The sequence below is a fragment of the Hyphomonas sp. GM-8P genome, from assembly GCF_003263315.1.
Classification (GTDB): Bacteria; Pseudomonadota; Alphaproteobacteria; order Caulobacterales; family Hyphomonadaceae; genus Hyphomonas.
The window spans coordinates 1-19854 of the sequence record NZ_AWFE01000082.1 but is presented as its reverse complement, the minus strand read 5'-3'; the positions used below and the strand labels follow the sequence as shown (position 1 = coordinate 19854).

General features: G+C 54.8%; 14 protein-coding genes and 1 tRNA gene. 9 read left to right on the top strand and 6 right to left on the bottom strand.

All coding sequences use genetic code 11. From position 1 onward, the window contains the following. The first annotated feature begins 130 nt into the window (after positions 1 to 130). Positions 131 to 1429 (top strand): integrase family protein, encoded by a 1299-nt coding sequence (locus HY26_RS12675; RefSeq protein ID WP_112073786.1) that lies wholly within the window; start codon positions 131 to 133, stop codon positions 1427 to 1429. Here HY26_RS12675 and HY26_RS12670 read toward each other — a convergent pair whose 3' ends face one another. The 6 genes from HY26_RS12670 to HY26_RS12645 all read right to left on the bottom strand — a co-directional run bounded on the left by HY26_RS12670 (position 1430) and on the right by HY26_RS12645 (position 8171). Beyond that, positions 1430 to 2182 (bottom strand): hypothetical protein, encoded by a 753-nt coding sequence (locus tag HY26_RS12670; RefSeq protein ID WP_112073785.1) that lies wholly within the window; start codon positions 2180 to 2182, stop codon positions 1430 to 1432. 3 nt (positions 2183 to 2185) lie between these two features. Next, the gene (locus HY26_RS12665; RefSeq protein ID WP_112073784.1) at positions 2186 to 4645 is read right to left on the bottom strand and encodes a class I SAM-dependent DNA methyltransferase; all 2460 of its coding nucleotides are present in this window, start codon (positions 4643 to 4645) and stop codon (positions 2186 to 2188) included. A gap of 407 nt (positions 4646 to 5052) precedes the next feature. Next, entirely contained in the window at positions 5053 to 6000 is a 948-nt protein-coding gene (locus HY26_RS12660) for an S-4TM family putative pore-forming effector (protein ID WP_146740227.1), read from the bottom strand. After that, complete coding sequence (locus HY26_RS12655) at positions 5969 to 6856, bottom strand: nucleotidyltransferase (protein WP_146740226.1); 888 nt, start codon at positions 6854 to 6856, stop codon at positions 5969 to 5971. Before HY26_RS12655 ends, HY26_RS12660 begins: the two co-directional genes overlap by 32 nt. Before the next feature lie 598 nt (positions 6857 to 7454). After that, positions 7455 to 7700, bottom strand: coding sequence for a helix-turn-helix domain-containing protein (locus HY26_RS12650; RefSeq protein ID WP_233351618.1), 246 nt, complete (start codon positions 7698 to 7700; stop codon positions 7455 to 7457). Between the two features lie 246 nt (positions 7701 to 7946). Further along, on the bottom strand, positions 7947 to 8171 hold the full coding sequence (locus HY26_RS12645) for a helix-turn-helix domain-containing protein (RefSeq protein WP_112073781.1): 225 nt from the start codon (positions 8169 to 8171) through the stop codon (positions 7947 to 7949). A gap of 183 nt (positions 8172 to 8354) precedes the next feature. Between HY26_RS12645 and HY26_RS12640 the strand changes: the two genes are divergently transcribed. The 8 genes from HY26_RS12640 (at position 8355) to HY26_RS12605 (ending at position 19783) form a co-directional block, all read left to right on the top strand. Beyond that, entirely contained in the window at positions 8355 to 9035 is a 681-nt protein-coding gene (locus tag HY26_RS12640) for an RNA polymerase sigma factor (protein WP_158531494.1), read from the top strand. A 59-nt stretch (positions 9036 to 9094) separates the two neighbouring features. Beyond that, positions 9095 to 9619, top strand: coding sequence for an RNA polymerase sigma factor (locus tag HY26_RS12635; RefSeq protein ID WP_158531493.1), 525 nt, complete (start codon positions 9095 to 9097; stop codon positions 9617 to 9619). Between the two features lie 11 nt (positions 9620 to 9630). Further along, positions 9631 to 10629 carry a FecR family protein gene (locus HY26_RS12630; protein ID WP_158531492.1) on the top strand — a complete coding sequence of 333 codons (999 nt, stop codon included), beginning with the start codon at positions 9631 to 9633 and terminating at the stop codon, positions 10627 to 10629. 125 nt (positions 10630 to 10754) lie between these two features. Further along, a tRNA-Leu gene (locus HY26_RS12625) sits at positions 10755 to 10839 on the top strand. 111 nt (positions 10840 to 10950) lie between these two features. Then, on the top strand, positions 10951 to 12141 hold the full coding sequence (locus HY26_RS12620; RefSeq protein ID WP_112073777.1) for an integrase arm-type DNA-binding domain-containing protein: 1191 nt from the start codon (positions 10951 to 10953) through the stop codon (positions 12139 to 12141). A gap of 90 nt (positions 12142 to 12231) precedes the next feature. After that, positions 12232 to 15129: an ATP-dependent DNA helicase gene (locus HY26_RS12615; RefSeq protein ID WP_112073776.1), complete on the top strand. Its 2898-nt coding sequence runs from the start codon at positions 12232 to 12234 to the stop codon at positions 15127 to 15129. Positions 15130 to 15171: 42 nt separating this feature from the next. Beyond that, positions 15172 to 17118, top strand: a complete 1947-nt coding sequence (locus tag HY26_RS12610; protein ID WP_112073775.1) for a site-specific DNA-methyltransferase — start codon at positions 15172 to 15174, stop codon at positions 17116 to 17118. Then, entirely contained in the window at positions 17111 to 19783 is a 2673-nt protein-coding gene (locus tag HY26_RS12605; RefSeq protein WP_112073774.1) for a DEAD/DEAH box helicase family protein, read from the top strand. Before HY26_RS12610 ends, HY26_RS12605 begins: the two co-directional genes overlap by 8 nt. Positions 19784 to 19854 lie beyond the last annotated feature (71 nt).

Sequence of the window (19854 nt, the reverse complement as noted above, 5' to 3'; positions counted from 1 at the left end):
GTCGTGAGTTCGAATCTCGCCGGGATCGCCAAAAAGACCCTAAAAACAGGGTATTACAAGAGTACGAAAGTTAGCTCTTGCTCACAAATGGCTCCGTGGTAACTATATGGTAACCGGAGGCTAAAAAACCGTGGGGAAACTTCGCCTTACCGATACCTGGCTTTCGGCTGTGACCGACCCCGGAGAGTATTCCGATACGATCGAATCCTGCCTGAAAGTGAGGGTCGCCAGGACCGGCGCGAAGACATTTTCAGCGGTGCGAAAGCTGGGCGGCAAGACAGTCCGGGTCCGTATAGGCGCCTATCCGGAAATTGGTTTGCGAGAGGCGAGAGCCCGGGCAGGGGAGTTCCGGAAGAAGCGCGCGCTTGCGCCAACTCCAGCTGCGCGAACGGAGGAACTGGCCGATGCGGTTTCTGCCTCTGCGGCCAATTTCTTCGAGGACTATGTTGCCGACATGAAGAGCCGAGGTGTCGCCTCGGCGGGGCGCGTGCGAGGCGTCCTGATCGATGGCAAATACGCCTTGCTTCCGTTTCTCTTGGCGCGCCATGGAGGCATGCCGCGCGCCGGAGATGTGACCATCCAGGATCTGCAGGCCTGGATGGCAGAAAGCTATGCCCGCAGCCCTAGGTTCGCGGCGCATCTTCGCTCCTACATCGTCACGGCATGGAAATGGGCTGTGAAAAACCGCTACGACTTTCGCGGAAGCGCCAGAGACTATGGCATTGCTTCCAATATTGCCGAGCAGTTGCCGACAGTTCCGCGTGGCAAACCCGGCGACCGTTTCCTCTCGAACGACGAGCTCAGGACGCTCTGGCAGGCGCTGGATGAGAACCATCCGACGCATCGCGTTCTGAAACTGATGATCGCCATGGGTGGGCTTCGGGTGACGGAGGTCGCAACGAGCTTGGCCAACAATTGGCGTGATGGATGGCTGGTCCTGCCGGAGACCAAGAACGGCAAATCGCACCAGTTACCTATCACCTCAACAGCGGCCCCTTTAGTCGAACGATGCTTGGAGCGCGCCCATCCGCGTTCGCCGTACCTCATGTCCAATCCTCGGAACCCGGACGAACCGCTAACCATTGCTGCGATCTCACGGGCGGCCAAGCGGCTGAACAAAAAGCTCGGGTTTCCGGAGTGGAATCCGCGCGACCTGCGTCGAACGATGAAGACCCACCTTATCGACGCCGGGATCGATGAGCGCTGGCTGGATGTCTGGCACAATCATGGGCAATCGGCGAGCGTAGCTCGCAAGCACTATATCCGGGCGGAGTATGCAGACCTGAAGAAGGATGTGGCAGAGGCGATTGATAGCTGGTTGGCGCCCGTTTTGTCAGGTCATTGCCAATCTCTGGTGCCGTTGGATTGGGAAAAAGAGCCAACCAACTTGCTATCACTTACAGCTATTGCGGATCCGAAAATGAGATGACTAGGCCAAACGGTCCAGTTCTTCGCCAATGTATTCTAGCGTTCGCCCCAACCAAGCTTTGAGTTCAATTATTGAGCTTGGCGCATGCGCGTGTTGGCCTTGGTCACCGATCCTCCACCATGCCGCAGCGCTAGCGAAGTGCATGCGGCTCAATCGGGTTGCGCACTCAAGCTCATCCAACTGAGAGAGATTGGCTTGATTGGGCTCAAACTCCAAGACAGCCTCTTCAGTTTCATCGCTGCGCAATGCTTCCCGGAGATCATCAACATCAACAACTTGATGATTGGAAAAGAAGCTTTCAATAGCGTCGAACTGCCAATGCGGATGCCCAGCACCGGGGGCCTGAAATGATGGGGAAGTGCCAGACCAATTCGTGAATCCCGACCATTCAGCGCGAAAGATCTGAGGTTTGTTCAACGCACCAATTTGCCCAAAATGAACCGTGAGACTCATGGCTCGGAATGAAAATCTGTTAGTTGCCCCCGCAGATGCTTCGGCCCCCCATTCCTCGCGATATCCAAACCAAGCGCTCAGATTGTCAGTTATGTTTTTGGACCTCGCGACAAACGCTTTCGGACCGCGCTGACGTTCAACCATCTCACAGTCAGAGCCGACTAGCCCAGCCGCAACGGGCATCACCCCCCAATTCACCTCCAATTTTGTATTTGCGGTGGTGTGTTCAATCAGAAGTGCTTGAACATTCTGAAAGTGCTGGCCTAGTTGTGCTTGGGAGACAATCAGTTTGTCAGGCATGGCCTAGCTCAAACTTCCGAGTACGCCGCCGTAGAGCTCGTTGGCCAACTGATCGACCGGCTGCTGCCATCTTGGTACCCCGATGTTGGGGGCGGTTCCAAGCTCAGCAAGTCGAAGAACAAGTGATCCAAACTTCCTATCGACCAGCAAAGACGGGAAATGCGGAATAGGAATCAGATTCACATACCGAGGGCTGAGATTGTATTGGCCGCCTGCTACTTGTGGAGAATGGAGATCGAGCAGTTTGAGAAAGGTACTAGAATTTAGCAAAGCCACATACGCCGCGAGCATTGTTGTCAAAGGGACGTCGCTGATGTCATCGTCGGACTGAACAGGCAGACCATCAGCAAGCCAAGCATAACCTTGGACGATTGCGTATTTCGCCTCGAAGTCAGGGGCAAATCCGCCGGCGGCACCAAAATACTTTGAAACAATTCTAGGCGCACTAGTTGCTGCCCAGCTATGTCGATCTCTGGTTAGCCCCCACCAATCAACTCTTCCACTCGCGGTGTGGCTGGAGCGGTGCTCAAGGCGCTCTCGGTTAGGGTCGAGCCATTTACTTGAGTAATGAGGAAGTGCTTTTCTCAGCTCTTCTTCGCTCTCCAGCGTCAAGCCATCCGCATCATACGGGTAGAATACAAATGAACTCTCATTGATCTTTCCGGCGGAAATCGAGTCATTCATGACGGCCGGACGGAACCAAATTTGTTCCCTCTTGGGTAAGTTCTCGAATTCGCTGCGAGCAAGGACAAATGCTGAATTATGCCCCGTAAGAATGCCCTGCCTGACAGTAAAAATGTCATTGACCCTGCACAATCCTACTGTTGAGTTGAGGCTCGCTAGGGCCTCCCTGGACTTCGGTGGAATAAGTCTCCAGGTTGGTTGGTTGAGCAGGGTTTCTCTGGGTGTCTGGAACAATTGGTAATCGCGATCGAAGGCGGCTACATGCTGAGCATTTGCCGACTTGCGCAGCTGGCGCAACGCCAGAGATGTTGCGTCAGAACTGTTTGACGCGACTAAAAACTTGGTTGAACTCGCCCGTTGGTTCCCTGAGACGGGCTTCTTTAGAACCATCGTGGCCACTTGAACCAAGGCGTGAGAAAACAGGCCGTAGTCGCCTAGTGAAGAGAGAAACGCAATGTCGGTTTCGGAAGTTATTTTGTGCCGCCAAGCTTCCGCAGACTGAAGGTTCAGCAAACTGTTGGGCATAAGTGTTCCCAATACACCGCCCGGAGAGAGTCCAGCAATTGCTGAGCTTATGAATGCCATGCTCAGATCGCCGCGCCCACTCACTTGATAGCCAAGCGCAGCGTGCATTTGTTCCTTTTGTTCCGCGGTCATCGTCGGCCATGCAACAAAGGGCGGATTCATTAGCACGACGTCAGCGGTCGGCATTTTCGAGCTCAGAGAATCGCCGACATTTAAGTCAATCGACAATCCGCCTTCGGGCGCCCAATCTCTTTCGGCAAGTGTAAGCACAAACTCCGCCATCGAGACTGCGGAGGGGGAAATATCACGCCCAATTAGTCTAAGATTGCCGCTGAACCCCATGCGTTCTAATGTACGCAGACTTTCGTGTAGAAACGCTCCGGAACCGCATGCGGGATCTAATATGGTCAACGTGCGTCGCTCACGAATATCGCTTACCTGACGAAAGACCTCTTCTGTCAGACTGCGTGCTAGTGTGGGAGGAGTAAAGTGAGATCCTCCTCTGGAAACGCTCTTGGCCTCGGCGGCTCCCACATGGCCAAAAAGGTCGGGGCTTGGAAATCGCAACAGCTCAAAATGGGCTTCTTGGAAAATGGCACTGCCCGCGTGACGAAATGCGAGTGTCGGAATTAGCGTCAAGTCTGCTCGAATATCTTCGGTATCAAGAAGAAATTCTACGAGGAATTCACGAGCTGATTCCGGAATACGCTCTAGTAGACTGCGCTCTTGATTGAATTTGGTCGTGAGCGCGCCAGCGATTTCCGGTTTGGTGGACTGCGCCCTCTCGAGCGCAAGTGCCAACAGACCAATGAAGGCCTTCGTTGAATCTTCGTCCGGCAATTGGCTGTCTGCTACGAGAGACCGCATCCGCCGATACGCATCTACAAAGTGGCTCGTTACGTTTCTGTTGGAGCGAATACGATCCGCAGCAAGAAAGTTGAAAAACTCGTGATGCTTTTCTTCAACACTGCGTCTGCTAAAGACTTCCGGTTTGTAAGCGTCCCAGCGAACTACACCAACTTCCGTATCGGTCATTGTCACATGGTGAGCAACGTCGGAAGACCACGCCCAATTTACCGGTAAGCGTTGCTTCCAGAGCCGCTCATCCGTCATCGAGAGCGCAAATGTACCCGAATTCCCGTCAAGCAGAATGACATGCTCTCCATCCTGCTCAGTGTCGCTTGCGGCAAACATTGGAGTGAGTGCCAACCCAAAATCGGCGGCCCAACGTTCTGCGATCACATTTAACGTCATCTGCGAGTATCCGAAACCTTTTGAGCTTTCTTACGGGCAGGCTTCCAGCAGGGAAGCTTCATTTCGGAGCTACACTAGTTTTCCTGACCGAAGAAATTGTTAACCCTAAGATTAGAATGGTCCTGTTTTTAAAAGAATATTCCAATCGAATGCACCGCTGAGCTCGCCTCTCCCCGGCAATTCTGGATATTACTGATTCTTGCCTGACAGCCGGGGCACCTGATGCATCTTTGGTCGAGCTTAGGCGTCGGCTCATTTCATCAGCTAGTTGCCCGCACCTTGCGCCCAATCTGCAATTTCCAACTTTCACCCTGCCCGGTCCGCCATTTCTTTCCAGGCATTAGCATTTTCACGTCCTGAGTTTTTACAGGCGTTTTTACCGTGGACAGTCACACAAGGCGTTCCTGCTAGTATCCCATCCGTTCGAGTAACTCTTCAGCCCCTGCGTTCATGTCGCGTTCCATGTCGTTCCGAAGGAGCGAATAGACGACAGGAAATACAAGAGGGTTCGCGCGACGACGGAGGTAGATTGCGTCCTGGAACTCTCTCGATTTTGCTTCAAGGTCCGAAACAACCACCGGACCGCTTTTCACAGACTTCATAAGCGCGTCTGCCGATGCGCGTAGTGCTTGTTGTGAGGCTGCCGTGTCACGATGCCGAAAGTGCTCTCGAATCGACCATATGAGTAGTGGTGTCAGTGGAACTGCAATTGCCAACACAAGTTCGGAAAACAAGAGGTTGGCTCCAAGGCCGACTGCAAAAAAAACCGCGACAATTAGCAATGGAATTACGACAACCCAATCCGAATAGCGCCGTCGAAGTTCTGCGTCGTACCAGAGATTGGTTCTTTGGCACGCCAGACGCGCTATGTGAATCGGAGCCCGTCCGACGGAAACTGGATACCAATTCATGAGCTTTCCCACTGCGTTGGCGGAACTCGAGAATTTTGAAGCCGCAAACGACACGCTTTCTGGCGTTGGCTCTTCGCCAGCGACAAATTCGTTCCATTCGAGTTCCAACACATAGCAATCGAACAATTCCGACAGCTTCGCTGCTTGACGAATGAACTTCGACATCCACCTATCGATGAACGCTATGTCGAGAATAAGAACAAGCAACGCCAACGAAGCGAGATACGGGCGGGTACAAGGATATATCAGCGCAGAAATTGACGCGGTGATCGGAACAAGCACACCTGCAATCAACTGCAAAATCTGAAGAGTGGTGGCCCATGCATAAGTCTGTTGCCGCGCCTTCAACATGCCAATCCCTTTTGAGGAGTTTTGCTTTGCGACTACCTCATTCATTTCGCTTTCATGCCTTTCAAAAGCCAGAGTAAATTGGAAACGCGCCATTATACAGAACGCCATAGCGTTCAAATGCGTTCCTAGTTTGGTCTTTTAGTTGGTATGCGGAGGCTTGTTCTGCACGGGTTGCGGCCAAACGCACCGCGTCAATTGCCGAGCTTAGTTGTGCATTTGTGTTTGCTGCGTACAAATACCGACCGTCACTTGGAAATCTCGGGTCGATAATGGCGCCAAGGCTGCTGTCTGCTAGGGCACGAAAGATGCGGGCCAAATCGATGTGATTTACGATGGTTTCTTCGCTATGAGCGTATTTCGCAACGAACATTTCCAGATAGAATGAGCTGACTGGAACGGATCGAAAATACTTCCAAGCCTTCACAAAGCGGATAAGTGGCTTGAGTTCGCCAACCATTTTTTTGTCCCGATTGGTCACGTAAGCATTGTGGGACTCGGGAGCGCTGAACATCCAACTTCCGTTGCCGTCCGGCATGTCGAATTTTCTGAAGTCGAGAAGAGTTTGGCCTGTATAGTCAACGGGGACCAATTCTGTTGCCTCCGCGCCGTCCAGACCAAATGGAAGTCGCACGGCGGGGCCGTTCACTCGGATGCCGCTAGTTGTCGAAAATCGCGCTCTCATTGCACTTGCGACTGAGGCTAGGGTGGAAGACGAGTCATTCGACAATTTGTCTCTTGGTATTACGCAAAAATAATCGACGTCGCTGAAACCGCTGATATTGGTTCCGTTTCCAAAGGAGCCGGTTCGAAACATGGTCGTCATGCCGAACTTGGCGATCATCGCCGCTTCAATACTTGATCTATGGCTTTTCGCTTGGGCAGTTTCGACGGGTGTGGCCCGAAGTGTGCTCAGGAACTGAGAGAATCCGGCATCGATTGTGGTCGCCATGAATCCAGTCCTTCGCCGCCACGTGTTCTAATTTTGTTCATATCGATTCGGCGAAAGAATTACAATTGAGTCGAGCAATCTCAGATTGTTTTTTAATGGAAATCAGGGCGGCTTTCGAAACCGCTCAACCGCCGCAATGACTACCGAGCGGCGGGAGATGTACCGGCGGCGAATGCGGGCTGACTTGCCGGTCTGGCCGGTACCGCGTGTCTCGGAGGGAGCGGGCCACTTCGCGTCCTGTTGCTCGGGAACGCGAACCGATCTAATTCCAAAAAGGGATTTTTCCATTTTAGGATATTCGGATGGACGGCCTCGGCACCGGCCAGTCCGGCAAGATCTTGGCCAAGTCATTGAACGTACGGATTCATTATGTGGGTGGCGGTTCAAAGGTGCCGTCACTTACCTTGTCTTGGACTGATCGACATCTATCGCAGTTTTCCCCAGAAGCTGACCATTCGCTCTCGGCCTCCGAGCGGAAGCTTCCTGCAACGTTTCTTTCTCGGCTAATCAAGGCCGATGAGAACTCACATTGGCCATTCTCAATTCGATGACGCTAGCAGCGAGCGTGCCGCTTGGAATGCCGGCGCACCTCCCGGCGCTATGAGCCGGCCGTATCGATCTGTCCAAGGATGTCCGACCAGGAAGCGTCCAAGGCTTCGACGAATTTCAGAAACTCGATGACGTCAATTCTGCGTTCCCCAAGCTCGATCTTCGCCACGTAGGACTGCGGTACGCCAAGAAGATCAGCGACTTGTTGCTGGGATAGGCCGGCTTCACGCCGTGCCTTTTTCAATTCCTGAACAAGCTTTCGATGTGCGGGAGTTCGAAGGGTTTTGTTCACCACGACACCAAAGGCAAGAAATTAGTTGCCCTCGTAATCCCAATTGTGGATAATCCCATTTTGGGATTATTTTTTCCGGTGGCAAAGATGATAGTGGTGCGTCGGCAGTTCGATGCCAAAGGCGCGAGACGAGCAAGAGTCTACACCCGGTGGGCACATGTGCGTTCGGCGTGGTTGCGGCAGATTGTTCGCAATCGAAGATCACCTAGATGGTTCTTCGTAATGCGAAAATCTTTGGGCTTCAGAGGCTTACTTGCTAGCTTTGACAGGCCGTTTGAGGAGTTCGTCAGCTTCGACGTCGAGCGCCGTTGCGAGCTGTTGAACTACATCAATGCTCGCGCTGTATACCCGCCGCTCCAACAGGCTGACATAGGTCCGATCAATACCAGCCAAGTGAGCCAGTTCTTCCTGAGAGAGCCTTTTGGCTCTTCGGAATGCCTTCAAATTGAATGCGAAGATTTCCCGGATGTCCATGATCCGAGAATGAACGTGTTGAGTAGTATACTTCCACGGAGTATACTACTCAAATCGGTATGACGGAGACCAAAGAGGTGACTTTGCACAAACCTTGGCAACCTGCGAAGCACACTTTAATCGAAAGTGGCTCTCCCTTCCATTCAGGAGCGGTGCTCGGCAAAGATGACAGTGCAAGCTCTCATGACTGAGCGTGTCATTCGGTCAGCATCGGCAGCAATGGTCGTGCGTCAGGCGAACGCTTCAGGAGGGCAGGACGTTCCAAGCCAAAGGCTCAAGTCGCCGGGATTCCAAGTGAAGCTCGCGCCCGCTTCTGAACCGGGTGCAGAGGCGGTCGGTCAATTGTATCGGTCTCTCTTTGATCAGTTGGTTCGCTTAAGCCGCAGTCGGATCAGGAATGCGATGGATGCCGAGGACCTGGTACAAGATGCCTTTCTGGCGGTCCGGCGCGCCTATTCCGACAGGACGGTAGACGAGCTTCGACCGCTCCTATTTACAACACTCCGGAATTTGACCCTCAATTACTTGCAGTCCGGCAATACGAGACGCCGGCAAGCGTCCGTCGAATTGTCTGACATGGATGAGCGTTTGTCCTGTCCCCGAACGGTGACACCAGAAACCCAACTCATCGACGCAGAATTGCTTGGCATCGCCGAAAAGACAATTGCGGGGATGGCGCCGCGCCGCCGGCAAGCGCTGATCCTGCATCGTCTGGAACACCTGACATACGACCAGATTGCGCAGCACCTGTCAGTTTCTGCCACGACAGTCAAAACCGATCTTGCCAGCGCCATTGCGGAGGTCGCCGAGGCGCTTGCGAGAGCCGACAGGCAATCTGGTGATCGAGGAGCCGGGCGCAAGTGACGATGCAGGAACCAGATCGCTTGCGCGCTGCGAGACCGCCCCTGGTCGGGGAAACGTTCATGTTGAAGGGGAGTGCAGCACTCAACGAGATCTTTCGCCTGCACTACGACGAGCTGGTGAGGTTCGGCCGGATACGGATAGGCAATGCCGCAGACGCCGAAGACCTTGTCCAGGACGCGTTCCTTTCGGTACGGCGAGCCTATCCGGATAAGGGAGCCGGGGAGCTGAGACCGCTCCTGTTCACGACCTTGCGCAATCTCACGCTGGACTATCTGAAATCGGGATATGTGAAGCACCGGCGATCGGCGGCCGAGATCGGTACCCTGAATGACGTGCTCGCCTGTCCGCGCTCTGCAACGCCCGAGACGCAGGTGATCGATACGGAGTTGCTGGCAATCGCGGAGACGGCCATCGGCGCCTTGAAGCCGCGCCAGCGGGAGGTTCTGCATCTCAGCCGCTTCGAACGGCTGACGCATGACGAGATTGCGCGACGGCTTTCCGTATCGCCAAGGACGGTGAGGAATGACATCGCTGAGGCGTTGGCGAGTATTGCGAAGAGCTTGGCGCGTGCGAGACCAGACTGATGACATGCGAAATGGACCGTCTAGGCAGCCTGGACGCTGCGGCCCGTTGGTACAGTGACCTGCAGGATCCAGACCTCGATCTTGAAACCTGGGAGGCATTCCTGGACTGGGAACGCGATCCCGGGAACGCCGCCGCGTTCCAGAAGGTCGAAGCCAGTCTTGCCGTGTTGGACCAAGCCTCTCTTGGCTACATCGAGGCGGTAGAAGCGGGACCACAGAGGCGAGGGCGCTTCGTGAAAGCGCGGGCGGGATGGCTATCCGGGATCGCGGCGGCACTGGCTTTGGCGACAGTATCGTACTTCGTCGTGGGGACGCTCGCTCACCCTGAGCCGGTCCAGTATGCAACCAGCCTTGGCGAGCAACGTACTATCGAGCTCGCCGATGGGTCACAAATGACGCTCAATACCGATACCGAGGCAGAGGTGTCCTTTACCCGCAACCAGCGCCATATCCGGCTCATACGCGGGCAGGCCCTGTTCGAGGTCGAGAAGGATGAGATGCCCTTTGTTGTCGATGCTGAAGGTCACAGGACAACGGCCCTTGGTACCGAGTTCGATGTCTACGCAAACGCAGGCGCTGTAGCGGTCACTCTGATGCGGGGCTCCGTTGTTGTCTCCCCGGTCCCGGCCGAGCGATGGGGGTTTGGGCTCCTTTCCGGTTCACCGGCAGGGACTGGTGGACGGGAGCTCGTACCGGGAGAGCGGTTGATCATTGGGGAGGACGGCGTGGAATCGGTTTCGGATGTCGATCCTGCGAAGGCAGCGATGTGGCGAACCGGCCGCATCCAGTTCGATGACACTTCCGTGGGGGATGTCCTTGCCGAACTGAATCGGTACGCACGAACAAAGGTCCGAATCGAAGATTCGGCCCTTGCGGCGGAGCGCATCAGCGGGAGCATCTATGTCGGGCAGGAAGAGGATTTTGTCGGGTCTCTTGTGATCATGTTTTCTCTCGAGACCGAGCGTGATGGGGACAAGATCCTGCTTTCACGGGCTTCAGAGCCAGATTGATCTCTTCTGGATACTATCTTCCTGCGCGGCCGTTATGGTCTTGCGCACAGATTTGTAGAACTTTGTGGGTTTGGACGTTGACGCGAACGGCTTGGGCTTATAAATCCCCGCCTTCCAATCTTCGTGCCCAGATGGCGGAATTGGTAGACGCGCACGGTTCAGGTCCGTGTGCCGCAAGGCGTGGAGGTTCGAGTCCTCTTCTGGGCACCAATTCCTTGATTTAATTGGAATTTATGTTTCTCGGTACCATGTGACCTGTTTGAGGTCGATGGAATTTGGTACCCTTTTCGCTTCTTCACTTGTTGTCCCGTGAAGCAGCTCATGAAACTCACCGACACAGATATCGACGCCCTATTACCGGAGGCGAGATCCTATAAACGGGCAGACGGTCGCGGGCTCTACATTCTGGTCGTGCCCACTGGCTCTAAACTCTGGCGGATGAACTACCGGTTTGAGGGCAAGCAGAAGACGCTGTCCTTCGGCGCCTGGCCGATCGTGACGCTCGAAGAGGCAAGGGAGAAGTGCCTCAAGGCGAAGCGGCTCCTGAAGCAGGACATCGATCCTGGCGGGGTGCGCAAGTCCATCCGTCCGGGACGCAGGAAAGCCGATCCTGAGAGTTTCAACGCGATTGCCGATGAGTTCCTCCGCAAGCGCAGGCTGGACGGACTTGCCGAGACAACACTTAGCAAGAAGGCCTGGCTGTTGGACCTTGCCCGGGAGGATCTCGGGCCGCGATTGATTACCGAGATCAAGCCGGCCGACGTACTGGCCGTGCTCCGCTCAGTCGAGGGCCGTGGCAATTATGAAACGGCCAAACGGCTGCGGACCACGATTGGGGAAGTGTTCCGCTATGCGGTGGCGACGCTTCGAGCCGAAAGTGATCCGACGCCGGTCCTGCGCGGAGCGCTGATCTCTCCGAAGGTCCGGCATATGCCCGCCATTACCGACGAGGACGAGTTCGGTTGTCTTGTGAGGGCGATCTGGCGCTATGAGGGCAGGGGAGGCACAGCAAAGGCGCTGAAGCTCATGGCGCTGCTCTTTCCGCGCCCTGGCGAGCTTCGGCATGCGAGATGGTCGGAGTTCGATTTCAACAAGGCTGTGTGGACCATTCCGGCTGAGCGCATGAAGATGCGGCGAGAGCATCGCAAGCCTCTCCCGCCGGCCGCTTTGCATCTGCTTATCGATCTGCGCGGGACGAGTGGGCCGGAGGACTTTGTCTTTCCGGCTATGACCAATCCCGAGCGACCGATGAGCGAGAACACGATGAACGGTGCGCTGGAACGGTTGGGGTTTCCGGGGGCAGAGATGACGCCGCACGGGTTCCGGGCGAGCGCGTCTACCCTCCTTAATGAGAGTGGGCTCTGGAACCCGGATGCGATCGAGGCAGAGCTTGCCCATGTCGACACCAAGGGGGTGAGATCGATTTACAACCGGGCGCGGTATTGGGCAGAGCGGGTGGAGATGATGTCCTGGTGGGCGGGGTGGGTGACGCGGCAGACGAATGGGGGGTAGGTCGATAGATGGGGATCAACCTAAGCGTACGGTTGGCGAATTGGAACCCAGAAGGTATGCCGTCAAAGACCAGACCCGGAAATCAGAAGCATGCAGCCCAGCATCCAAGGCCCTAATGCCGAACAGCAAAAGGCGATCAACACACTTGACGGGCCTGTTCTGATTGTAGCCGGCCCCGGCTCGGGCAAGACCTATTGTCTCGTTGAGCGCACAATCAAATTGCTGGCACAGCGCGAAGTCGAGCCGGAACGGGTGCTTGTTTCGACATTTACGGAAAAGGCGGCAAAAGAGCTGAAGACGCGGATCGCAAGCCGCATGCAACGCGCGAGCTCCAAGCTCAACCCGCTGGACCTGACGGTCGGCACGCTCCACTCAACCTTCCTGGACATTCTCGATGAGTTCCGCGCCTTCTCTCGCATCCGCCGCAACTACACGATCCTTGACCAATTCGATCAGCAATATTTCGTCTACCAACGGCTTTCCGCGTTTGACGACATCGATGGACTGGATGGGCTGATCCGACCGTCCAACAACGTGCCAAGCTGGCGCGTCGCAGAGACCCTTTGCGGCTATCTTAACAAGGTGGCTGAAGAGGCCGTCGATCCATCTGCGCTCGCGGTCGCCGCGCATCCCGAGCTTGTCGCCATCGGCGAAGCCTATCGGCGCTATCAGGAGCTTCTCGAACAATTCAACTATATCGATTTCTCGACGATCCAGGTCGAGGTTCTGCGCCTTCTCGACATTCCCGAGGTCGGTGAGAAACTCTGCGCGCGCTTCGATTATCTGATGATCGATGAGTATCAGGACACGAACACGATCCAGGAGCGGATTGTGCTCAAGCTCGCCTCTCAGCACTCCAACATTTGCGTCGTGGGGGATGACGACCAAGCGCTCTATCGGTTCCGGGGCGCGTCCATTCGCAACATTCTCGAATTTCCGAAGCGCTTCGCGCCGGGCCAGTGCACGCAGATCAATCTCACCAAGAACTACCGGTCCCATCCAGACATCGTCGAATTCTACAATGAATGGATGGAGCTTGCGGATTGGGAGGGCGAAGATCGCAGCTATCGATATCCCAAGGTCATTGAAGCCGAGAGCCTGGATCGTGCGGAACGGCCGGTTGTCTTCAAGGTCTCTGGGGCCGACGGAGAGGATAATTGGGCCGATGAGGCGATCTCATTCCTTCAGGACCTGCGCACGAAGAAGATTATAAAGGACTGGAACCAGGTTGCGTTCCTGTTCCGCTCGGTTCGTAACGACAAAGTCGTCCGCTTCGCAAATGACCTCGAGGCTACGGGCATCCCGATCTATGCGCCGCGTTCGAACATGTATTTTGAGCGTGAGGAGATCCGCCTCATCATTGGCGCCTACATGTTCCTGTTTCCGCAATACGGCTCGATCCGGGCGACACGCGAAGGGATGCAGCTAAACGTCTGGGCCTATTATGATCGCTGCTTGTCGGACTTCATTGCGCATCTGAAAACGGGCGAGGACGGTCAGATCATGGCCTGGGCCCGGGATACGGCCAAGCGTCACCTGACACTATCCGAGAACACCAACTATTCCTTCGCCAGCCTGTTCTATGACCTCATCCAATTCCCAACCTTCAGCCGGTATCTGGGAGCCGACATTGCGCATGGTGGCGTTCGCGACAGCCGCCCGGCGCGTAACCTCGCCAAACTCTCCCGCCTGCTCAACAAGTATGAGTACCTATACAACGTCATTGTTATTCGGCCAGAGCGGCTCGAACGGGATCTGACGACGCTCTTCAATCTTTTCATACGCTTCCTCTGGGATGGCGGCATTGAGGAGTATGAGGACGAGTCTGATTACGCGCCGTCTGGCTGCGTTTCTTTCATGACGATCCACCAGTCAAAGGGGCTTGAGTTCCCGATCGTCATCTGCGGCTCACTCGATGCTGTTCCGCGCCGGCAGCACTCCGTTCTGGATGACCTGCTTGAGGATGAATTCGGCGATGGCGAGCCGTTTGAGCCGTTAGACAGGATCAAGACATTCGACTTCTGGCGGCTGTTCTACACGGCGTTCTCAAGGGCACAGAATATGCTTGTTCTGACCTGTCAGGAGAATACGCCGAAGGGACGTGGTCAGCGCAATGTACCGTCTGCCTATTTTCAACCGGTCTACACGTCGCTGCGCTGTTGGCGCGATCAGACCTTCGACCGTTCGCAGATCGAGCTTGCCGAGGTCAAGCGGAGTAACCTCAAGAACAGCTATTCCTTTACCTCCGACGTTCTGGTGTTCGAGGGCTGCCCACAGCAGTATCGTTTCTTCAAGGAGCTCGAATTTGCACCCGTACGCACCAACGCCATTCTGTTTGGCACGCTCGTTCACCAGACGATTGAGGACATCCACAAGGCAGTGCTGCGCGGCGAAGAAAGATCGGTCACTGCCGAGCAGATCGATCGTTGGTTCAATGCGAATTACACCAACATCTCGCAGAAGGAACGGGTCTACCTTGTCGACTATGTCCTGCGCGTTGCGCGGGAGCATGTGACGCGATATGTCGATCGAGAACGCGCGAACTGGCACCGATTGCGCGATGCCGAAGTCGAGCTGAGCCTCCTCAAGGATGACTATGTCCTCACCGGAAATGTTGATCTGATCGAGGCCGAGGATGGGGCCTGGGAGATTATCGACTTCAAAACCGAGAAGAAGCCTGACCTCGTCGATGATGCGGATAAGCTCGCCCGCTATCGGCGACAGCTTCAAATCTATGCGCATCTCTTTGAGGAGAAGCGCGGCGTGCGGGTTGACCGGATGGCACTCTATTATACGAGCGAGGAGTCCGGAAACCCGCGGATCGTGTTTCCGCGGGAAACGGCGGATATCAAGAGCACCATCGAACAGATTGATCGTGTGGTGGGCAGAATCGTTGCGAAGGACTATGGGCTGAAGGAAAGGCCGGAAAAGCTGTGCAAAAACTGTGACTTCCGGTCATTTTGCGACATGACATTCTGTCGGGCCTGAATTTGAGTATGAACTTTAGAAGAGACCGGAAGGCGGGGCACCATGAGTAAAGAGAAGCAGGAAGCCTTCGAAACATTTGAATTTGACTTGCCCCCGATCCGTGGGTTTCCGGAATTGCGCTGGGCCGGGAAGCGTCCCTTCCGCTCGACCCAGTATTTTCCGGCGCAGAAGAAGGAAGCCTATGGCGATCCGACCGACGGCTGGTGGAACAAGATTTTCTGGGGCGACAATCTTCAGGTTATGTCGCATCTGCTGCGTGAGTTCCGGGGCAACGTCGATCTGATCTATATTGATCCACCGTTTGATAGCGGGGCGGATTATAAGAAGAAGGTAAAAATTCGCGGCGAAGAAGTGGGCCCAGAATATTCCGCGTTTGAAGACAAGCAGTATGGAGACATTTGGAATAACGATCAGTTTCTGCAGTTCATCTATGAACGTCTAGCAATTGCGCGGGAGCTGCTGTCGGATTCCGGGAGCATTTTCTTCCATTGCGATTCAGGCAAGAATTACCTGATCAGGTCACTCCTGGATGAAATATTTGGACCTTCTTCGTTTCGAAACGAAATTGTTTGGAAGCGTCGAGTAGGTAGCACGAGCGCCGTTCACAGCTCTAACCAATTTGGTGAATCGACTGACACGATACTTTTTTATTCAAAGACTTCAAATGCGAAATTCTATCCTCAGTATAACAAAGACTCCACCGAGTACCAAGAGTATGTTGAGTCACGATTTACGTATAAGGATGATAAAGGCCGTTTGTATCAACCGACTAGCCTGGTGAATCCTGCTTACCGACCAAATCTAATCTACGATTATAAGGGGTACACATCGCCGCCAAATGGCTGGATGATAACAAAAGAAAAAATGGAGCAATGGGATCGCGAAGGTAGGCTTCATTTTCCTGATAATCCAAATGCTCGAATCCGTAGAAAGAGCTTTGCGGATGAACTAAAAGGGATGCCTGTGCAAAGTCTGTGGACAGACATTAAGGAGGTGAATTCTCAAGCCATTGAAAGAGCGAATTATCCAACGCAAAAGCCAGAGGCGCTATTGGAGCGGATTCTAAGTTGTTGCACCGATGATGGCGATATCGTCCTGGATTTCTTCATGGGCTCTGGAACCACACAAGCCGTCGCTATGAAGCTCGGACGGCGCTTTATAGGCGCCGACATCAATCTTGGGGCTATTGAGACAACGACTAAACGCCTGAACGGTGTGCGTTGTGACCTTGAGACTGGAGCGACAGATCTCTTCGCCAATGATGACGAGACTAAGCCGTCGAAATTTTACACCGGCTTTGAAGTTTACAATGTCAACAATTACGATCTGTTCCGCAATCCCGTTGAGGCAAAAGAGCTGATCCGGGAGGCGATGGAGCTGCAGCCGCTTGCTGCTGGAAGCGTGTTCGATGGTCAACGAGAGGAGTATCTCGTCAAGATCATGCCGGTAAACCGTATCTCTACACGGGCGGACTTAAACGAGGTCATCAATGGGCTCGACTTCAAGGCGTTTGAAGCGCGCGCAGCGAAAGCTCCGAACAAGCCTGTCGAGCGCATCCATCTTGTCTGCATGGGGCACGAACCGGATCTCGGCCCCGAGCTCGTCAAAGCAGCGAAGCCGTTCGACATCGAAGTCATCGTCACCGATCTCATCCGCGATAAAGCGCATTTGCATTTCAAGCGCGCCTCGGATGCCCGCCTCAAGATCGAGGACGGTCATCTTGTCGTTGTAGGCTTCTATCCGATGAATCTGTTGCAGAAGCTCTCCATGGAAGCCGACGCGGTCGAGGACTGGCGGCAGCTCGTTGAGACAATCAAGGTGGACTGGAATTATGATGGCGCGGTGCTCACGCCGGGAATCGTCGATGCGCCAGAGGGCGAGGCATTGGTCGCGGGCCGATATTTGATCCCCACCGACGCCTCAACGATCCGCGTTAAGATCACCGATCTTCTCTCGGAGTCCTGGGAAGGGGAGATCGAAAATGTCTAAGGGGAAGAAGACGATTCGACAGGACTTCGCCTTCTTCCAGGCGCTCCTTAATTTCTATGCCGACAATAAGGGCACCATCAGGCGGCGCTATAAACAGCTGACCAAGCAGTTTCTCGACTTCAACGATCCCGAATTGCGTAGCGACGCCTATCTCCGTCAGCCGCAGTTCGAGGCCCTGGAGATCTATGTCTTCCTGAAAGAGTTCGGCGAGAACCGCCACGTCCATGACCTCTTCCGCGAATGGGCCAGGAATGAAGGCCTGTTCGAGGGGTTCCAGACGACCGGTGCCGACCGCAAGGGCCAGGGCAGCCTGCTCGGCTTTCTCGAACTCGAAGGCGACGAACAGTATGAGGAAATCTTCGCCCGCCTGAGCGAGCGGGCGCGGGCCTACCCGAACTATATTTTCGCACTGACCATGGGGCTCGGCAAAACGATCCTGATGGCGACGTGCATTTTCTATGAGTTCCTACTCGCTAACAAGTTCGGGAAGGATGATCGGTTCTGCAAGAACGCGCTGGTTTTCGCGCCGGACAAAACGGTGCTCCAGTCCCTCAAGGAAATTCAGACCTTTGACCTCGATCTGGTCGTTCCACCGGAATACGCCAACTTCCTCCGCGCCAATCTAAAGTTTCATTTCCTTGACGATACGGCTTCGACCATCGGCGCGCAGGACGGATCGTCCTTCAACGTAATCATCTCAAACACGCAGAAGATTATCCTGAGGCGCCGTAGCGCTGAGCCATCGACAACTGACAGGCTCTTTTCGGAGCGCACCGGCTCTCTGTCTGAGGTCTACGGCGAGCTCTATGAAATGCTCGGAGAAGAAGCGCCGGAAAGCGATGCAGATCTGGCGGTCAATGCCCGTTTCCAACGTATCGCCCGTTTGCCCCAACTTGGCATATACGTAGACGAGGCCCACCACTCCATGGGTGCGTCGCTTGAGAAGGATCTTGGCCAGGCCAAGGACGCCTCCGCGCTACGCACAACTATCGACGAACTGGCACGCGCGCTTGAGGCGCGCAAGACATCGGTGGTCGGCTGCTACAACTTCACAGGCACGCCCTATGTGAAAGATCGCATCATGCCGGAGGTCGTCTACGCCTATGGCTTGAAGGCGGCGATCGACAACAAATACCTGAAACAGCCCGAGTTCATCGATTATTCAGGCAACGTCAAGAGCAACGATTTCCTGCGCGAACTCGTGACGGATTTCTGGACCAAGGAAGGCGAAAGCCGCCGCGAGGGGATGCTGCCCAAGCTCGCTATTTTCGCCTCCACCATTGATGAGCTGACGGGCGAATTGCGCCCCGCGCTGGAAAGGGTGATGGCGTCGCTCGGGATACCTACAACCCGCATACTGGTGAACGTTGGCGACGACAAACATACCACCGCAGAAGACATCCGCGAGTTCAATCGTCTCGATACGCCGGAATCTGAGAAGCAATTCATACTGCTTGTTGGCAAGGGCCGCGAGGGATGGAATTGCCGGTCGCTGTTTGGCGTTGCGCTCTATCGCAAGCCCAAGTCTAAGATTTTCGTCCTGCAGTCCACGATGCGCTGCCTGCGCTCTATCGGCGACATTCAGGAAACCGGGCGGATCTACCTTTCCGCCGAAAACATGCAGATCCTGGAAGATGAGCTACAACAGAACTTCCGCGTAACTACGGAGGAACTCGGCCCGAAAAAGGGCGATGAGTCTGAAGTCTATGAGGTTGCGGCCGTACCTCCACCGGTCGTTCTGAAAATGAAGCGCCGGCGAGAATTGTTTCGGACCAAGCGTAAAGATAAGCCCGAAACGATTACATTCGATCTGTCAGACGAGGTGGTTGAAACCTATCGCGCCGCGCTACGCCGCCGAAAGAATATCAATTCCGACAAGGGGACGTCGGAGGATATCACCGACAGGCTTGAGAACCGCGCCTTTACGGCCTTCACCCTGACGGGCGAAATTGCACGATATTTCTCTGGTGACGGCATTTCGCCTTTCGACATTGAGGAGCTGCTTGAAGGGGCGTCACCTGCAATGGGGCGCATTGTCGAACTCGTGAATACGTCGAACGACATTCTCTACGACATTATTATTCCAACCCTGTTCCGCGCCCTGTTCGAAATCGAACCTTTCGGCAGTGACTCCGAGGAGGAGATTGAACTCGTCAAAGGCTATAATGCCACAAACAACCGTCCGCCCTCATTCCGCTTCCGAGCAAAGCCACATCTTGTAGCCGGTCGCGACTATCCGGAGCACACAAAGCACCGTGACCGAACGTTCCACCTCGACCATTATTGCTTCGACAGCCAGCCTGAAGTCGACTTCTTCAAACGCGTGCTTGGCCTGAACGCAGTGGACCGCATCTATTTCACTGGCATGCTTGTCCATGGTCAGTCGGGCTTCCGCGTTAATTACATTCACCCTGAATCCCACACGGTCTGCAATTATTATCCGGACTTTATGGTCATTCGCGAAAGCGGTGAAATCTACCTCATTGAGGTCAAATCGGCCTGGAAGGAAGACGATCCTGTTGTCGTCGCAAAGCGCGAAGCGGCAGAGCAATTAGCGAGCGGCAATGAGTTCCATTACGCGCTGCTGACAAGGGAAGACTTCAACGGTTTCCTTGCGGCTGAAGGCGGGTGGCGGGATTATGCCCGCACCATAGCGCTTTCCTGAGCCGCACAGCCACCTCAGCCTGTCTCCGCGTTGGTATCTATCCCATCAGTCAGGTGGGCGGACGGTGCGTC

Coding starts and splice junctions, on each gene's coding strand:
- HY26_RS12665 (WP_112073784.1), bottom strand. CDS start 4,645: ATGACGTTAAATGTGATCGCAGAACGTTGGGCCGCCGATTTTGGGTTG.
- HY26_RS12615 (WP_112073776.1), top strand. CDS start 12,232: ATGCAGCCCAGCATCCAAGGCCCTAATGCCGAACAGCAAAAGGCGATC.
- HY26_RS12645 (WP_112073781.1), bottom strand. CDS start 8,171: ATGGACATCCGGGAAATCTTCGCATTCAATTTGAAGGCATTCCGAAGA.
- HY26_RS12670 (WP_112073785.1), bottom strand. CDS start 2,182: ATGCCTGACAAACTGATTGTCTCCCAAGCACAACTAGGCCAGCACTTT.
- HY26_RS12605 (WP_112073774.1), top strand. CDS start 17,111: ATGTCTAAGGGGAAGAAGACGATTCGACAGGACTTCGCCTTCTTCCAG.
- HY26_RS12630 (WP_158531492.1), top strand. CDS start 9,631: ATGGACCGTCTAGGCAGCCTGGACGCTGCGGCCCGTTGGTACAGTGAC.
- HY26_RS12640 (WP_158531494.1), top strand. CDS start 8,355: ATGACTGAGCGTGTCATTCGGTCAGCATCGGCAGCAATGGTCGTGCGT.
- HY26_RS12610 (WP_112073775.1), top strand. CDS start 15,172: ATGAGTAAAGAGAAGCAGGAAGCCTTCGAAACATTTGAATTTGACTTG.
- HY26_RS12620 (WP_112073777.1), top strand. CDS start 10,951: ATGAAACTCACCGACACAGATATCGACGCCCTATTACCGGAGGCGAGA.
- HY26_RS12660 (WP_146740227.1), bottom strand. CDS start 6,000: ATGGCGCGTTTCCAATTTACTCTGGCTTTTGAAAGGCATGAAAGCGAA.
- HY26_RS12635 (WP_158531493.1), top strand. CDS start 9,095: ATGTTGAAGGGGAGTGCAGCACTCAACGAGATCTTTCGCCTGCACTAC.
- HY26_RS12655 (WP_146740226.1), bottom strand. CDS start 6,856: ATGGCGACCACAATCGATGCCGGATTCTCTCAGTTCCTGAGCACACTT.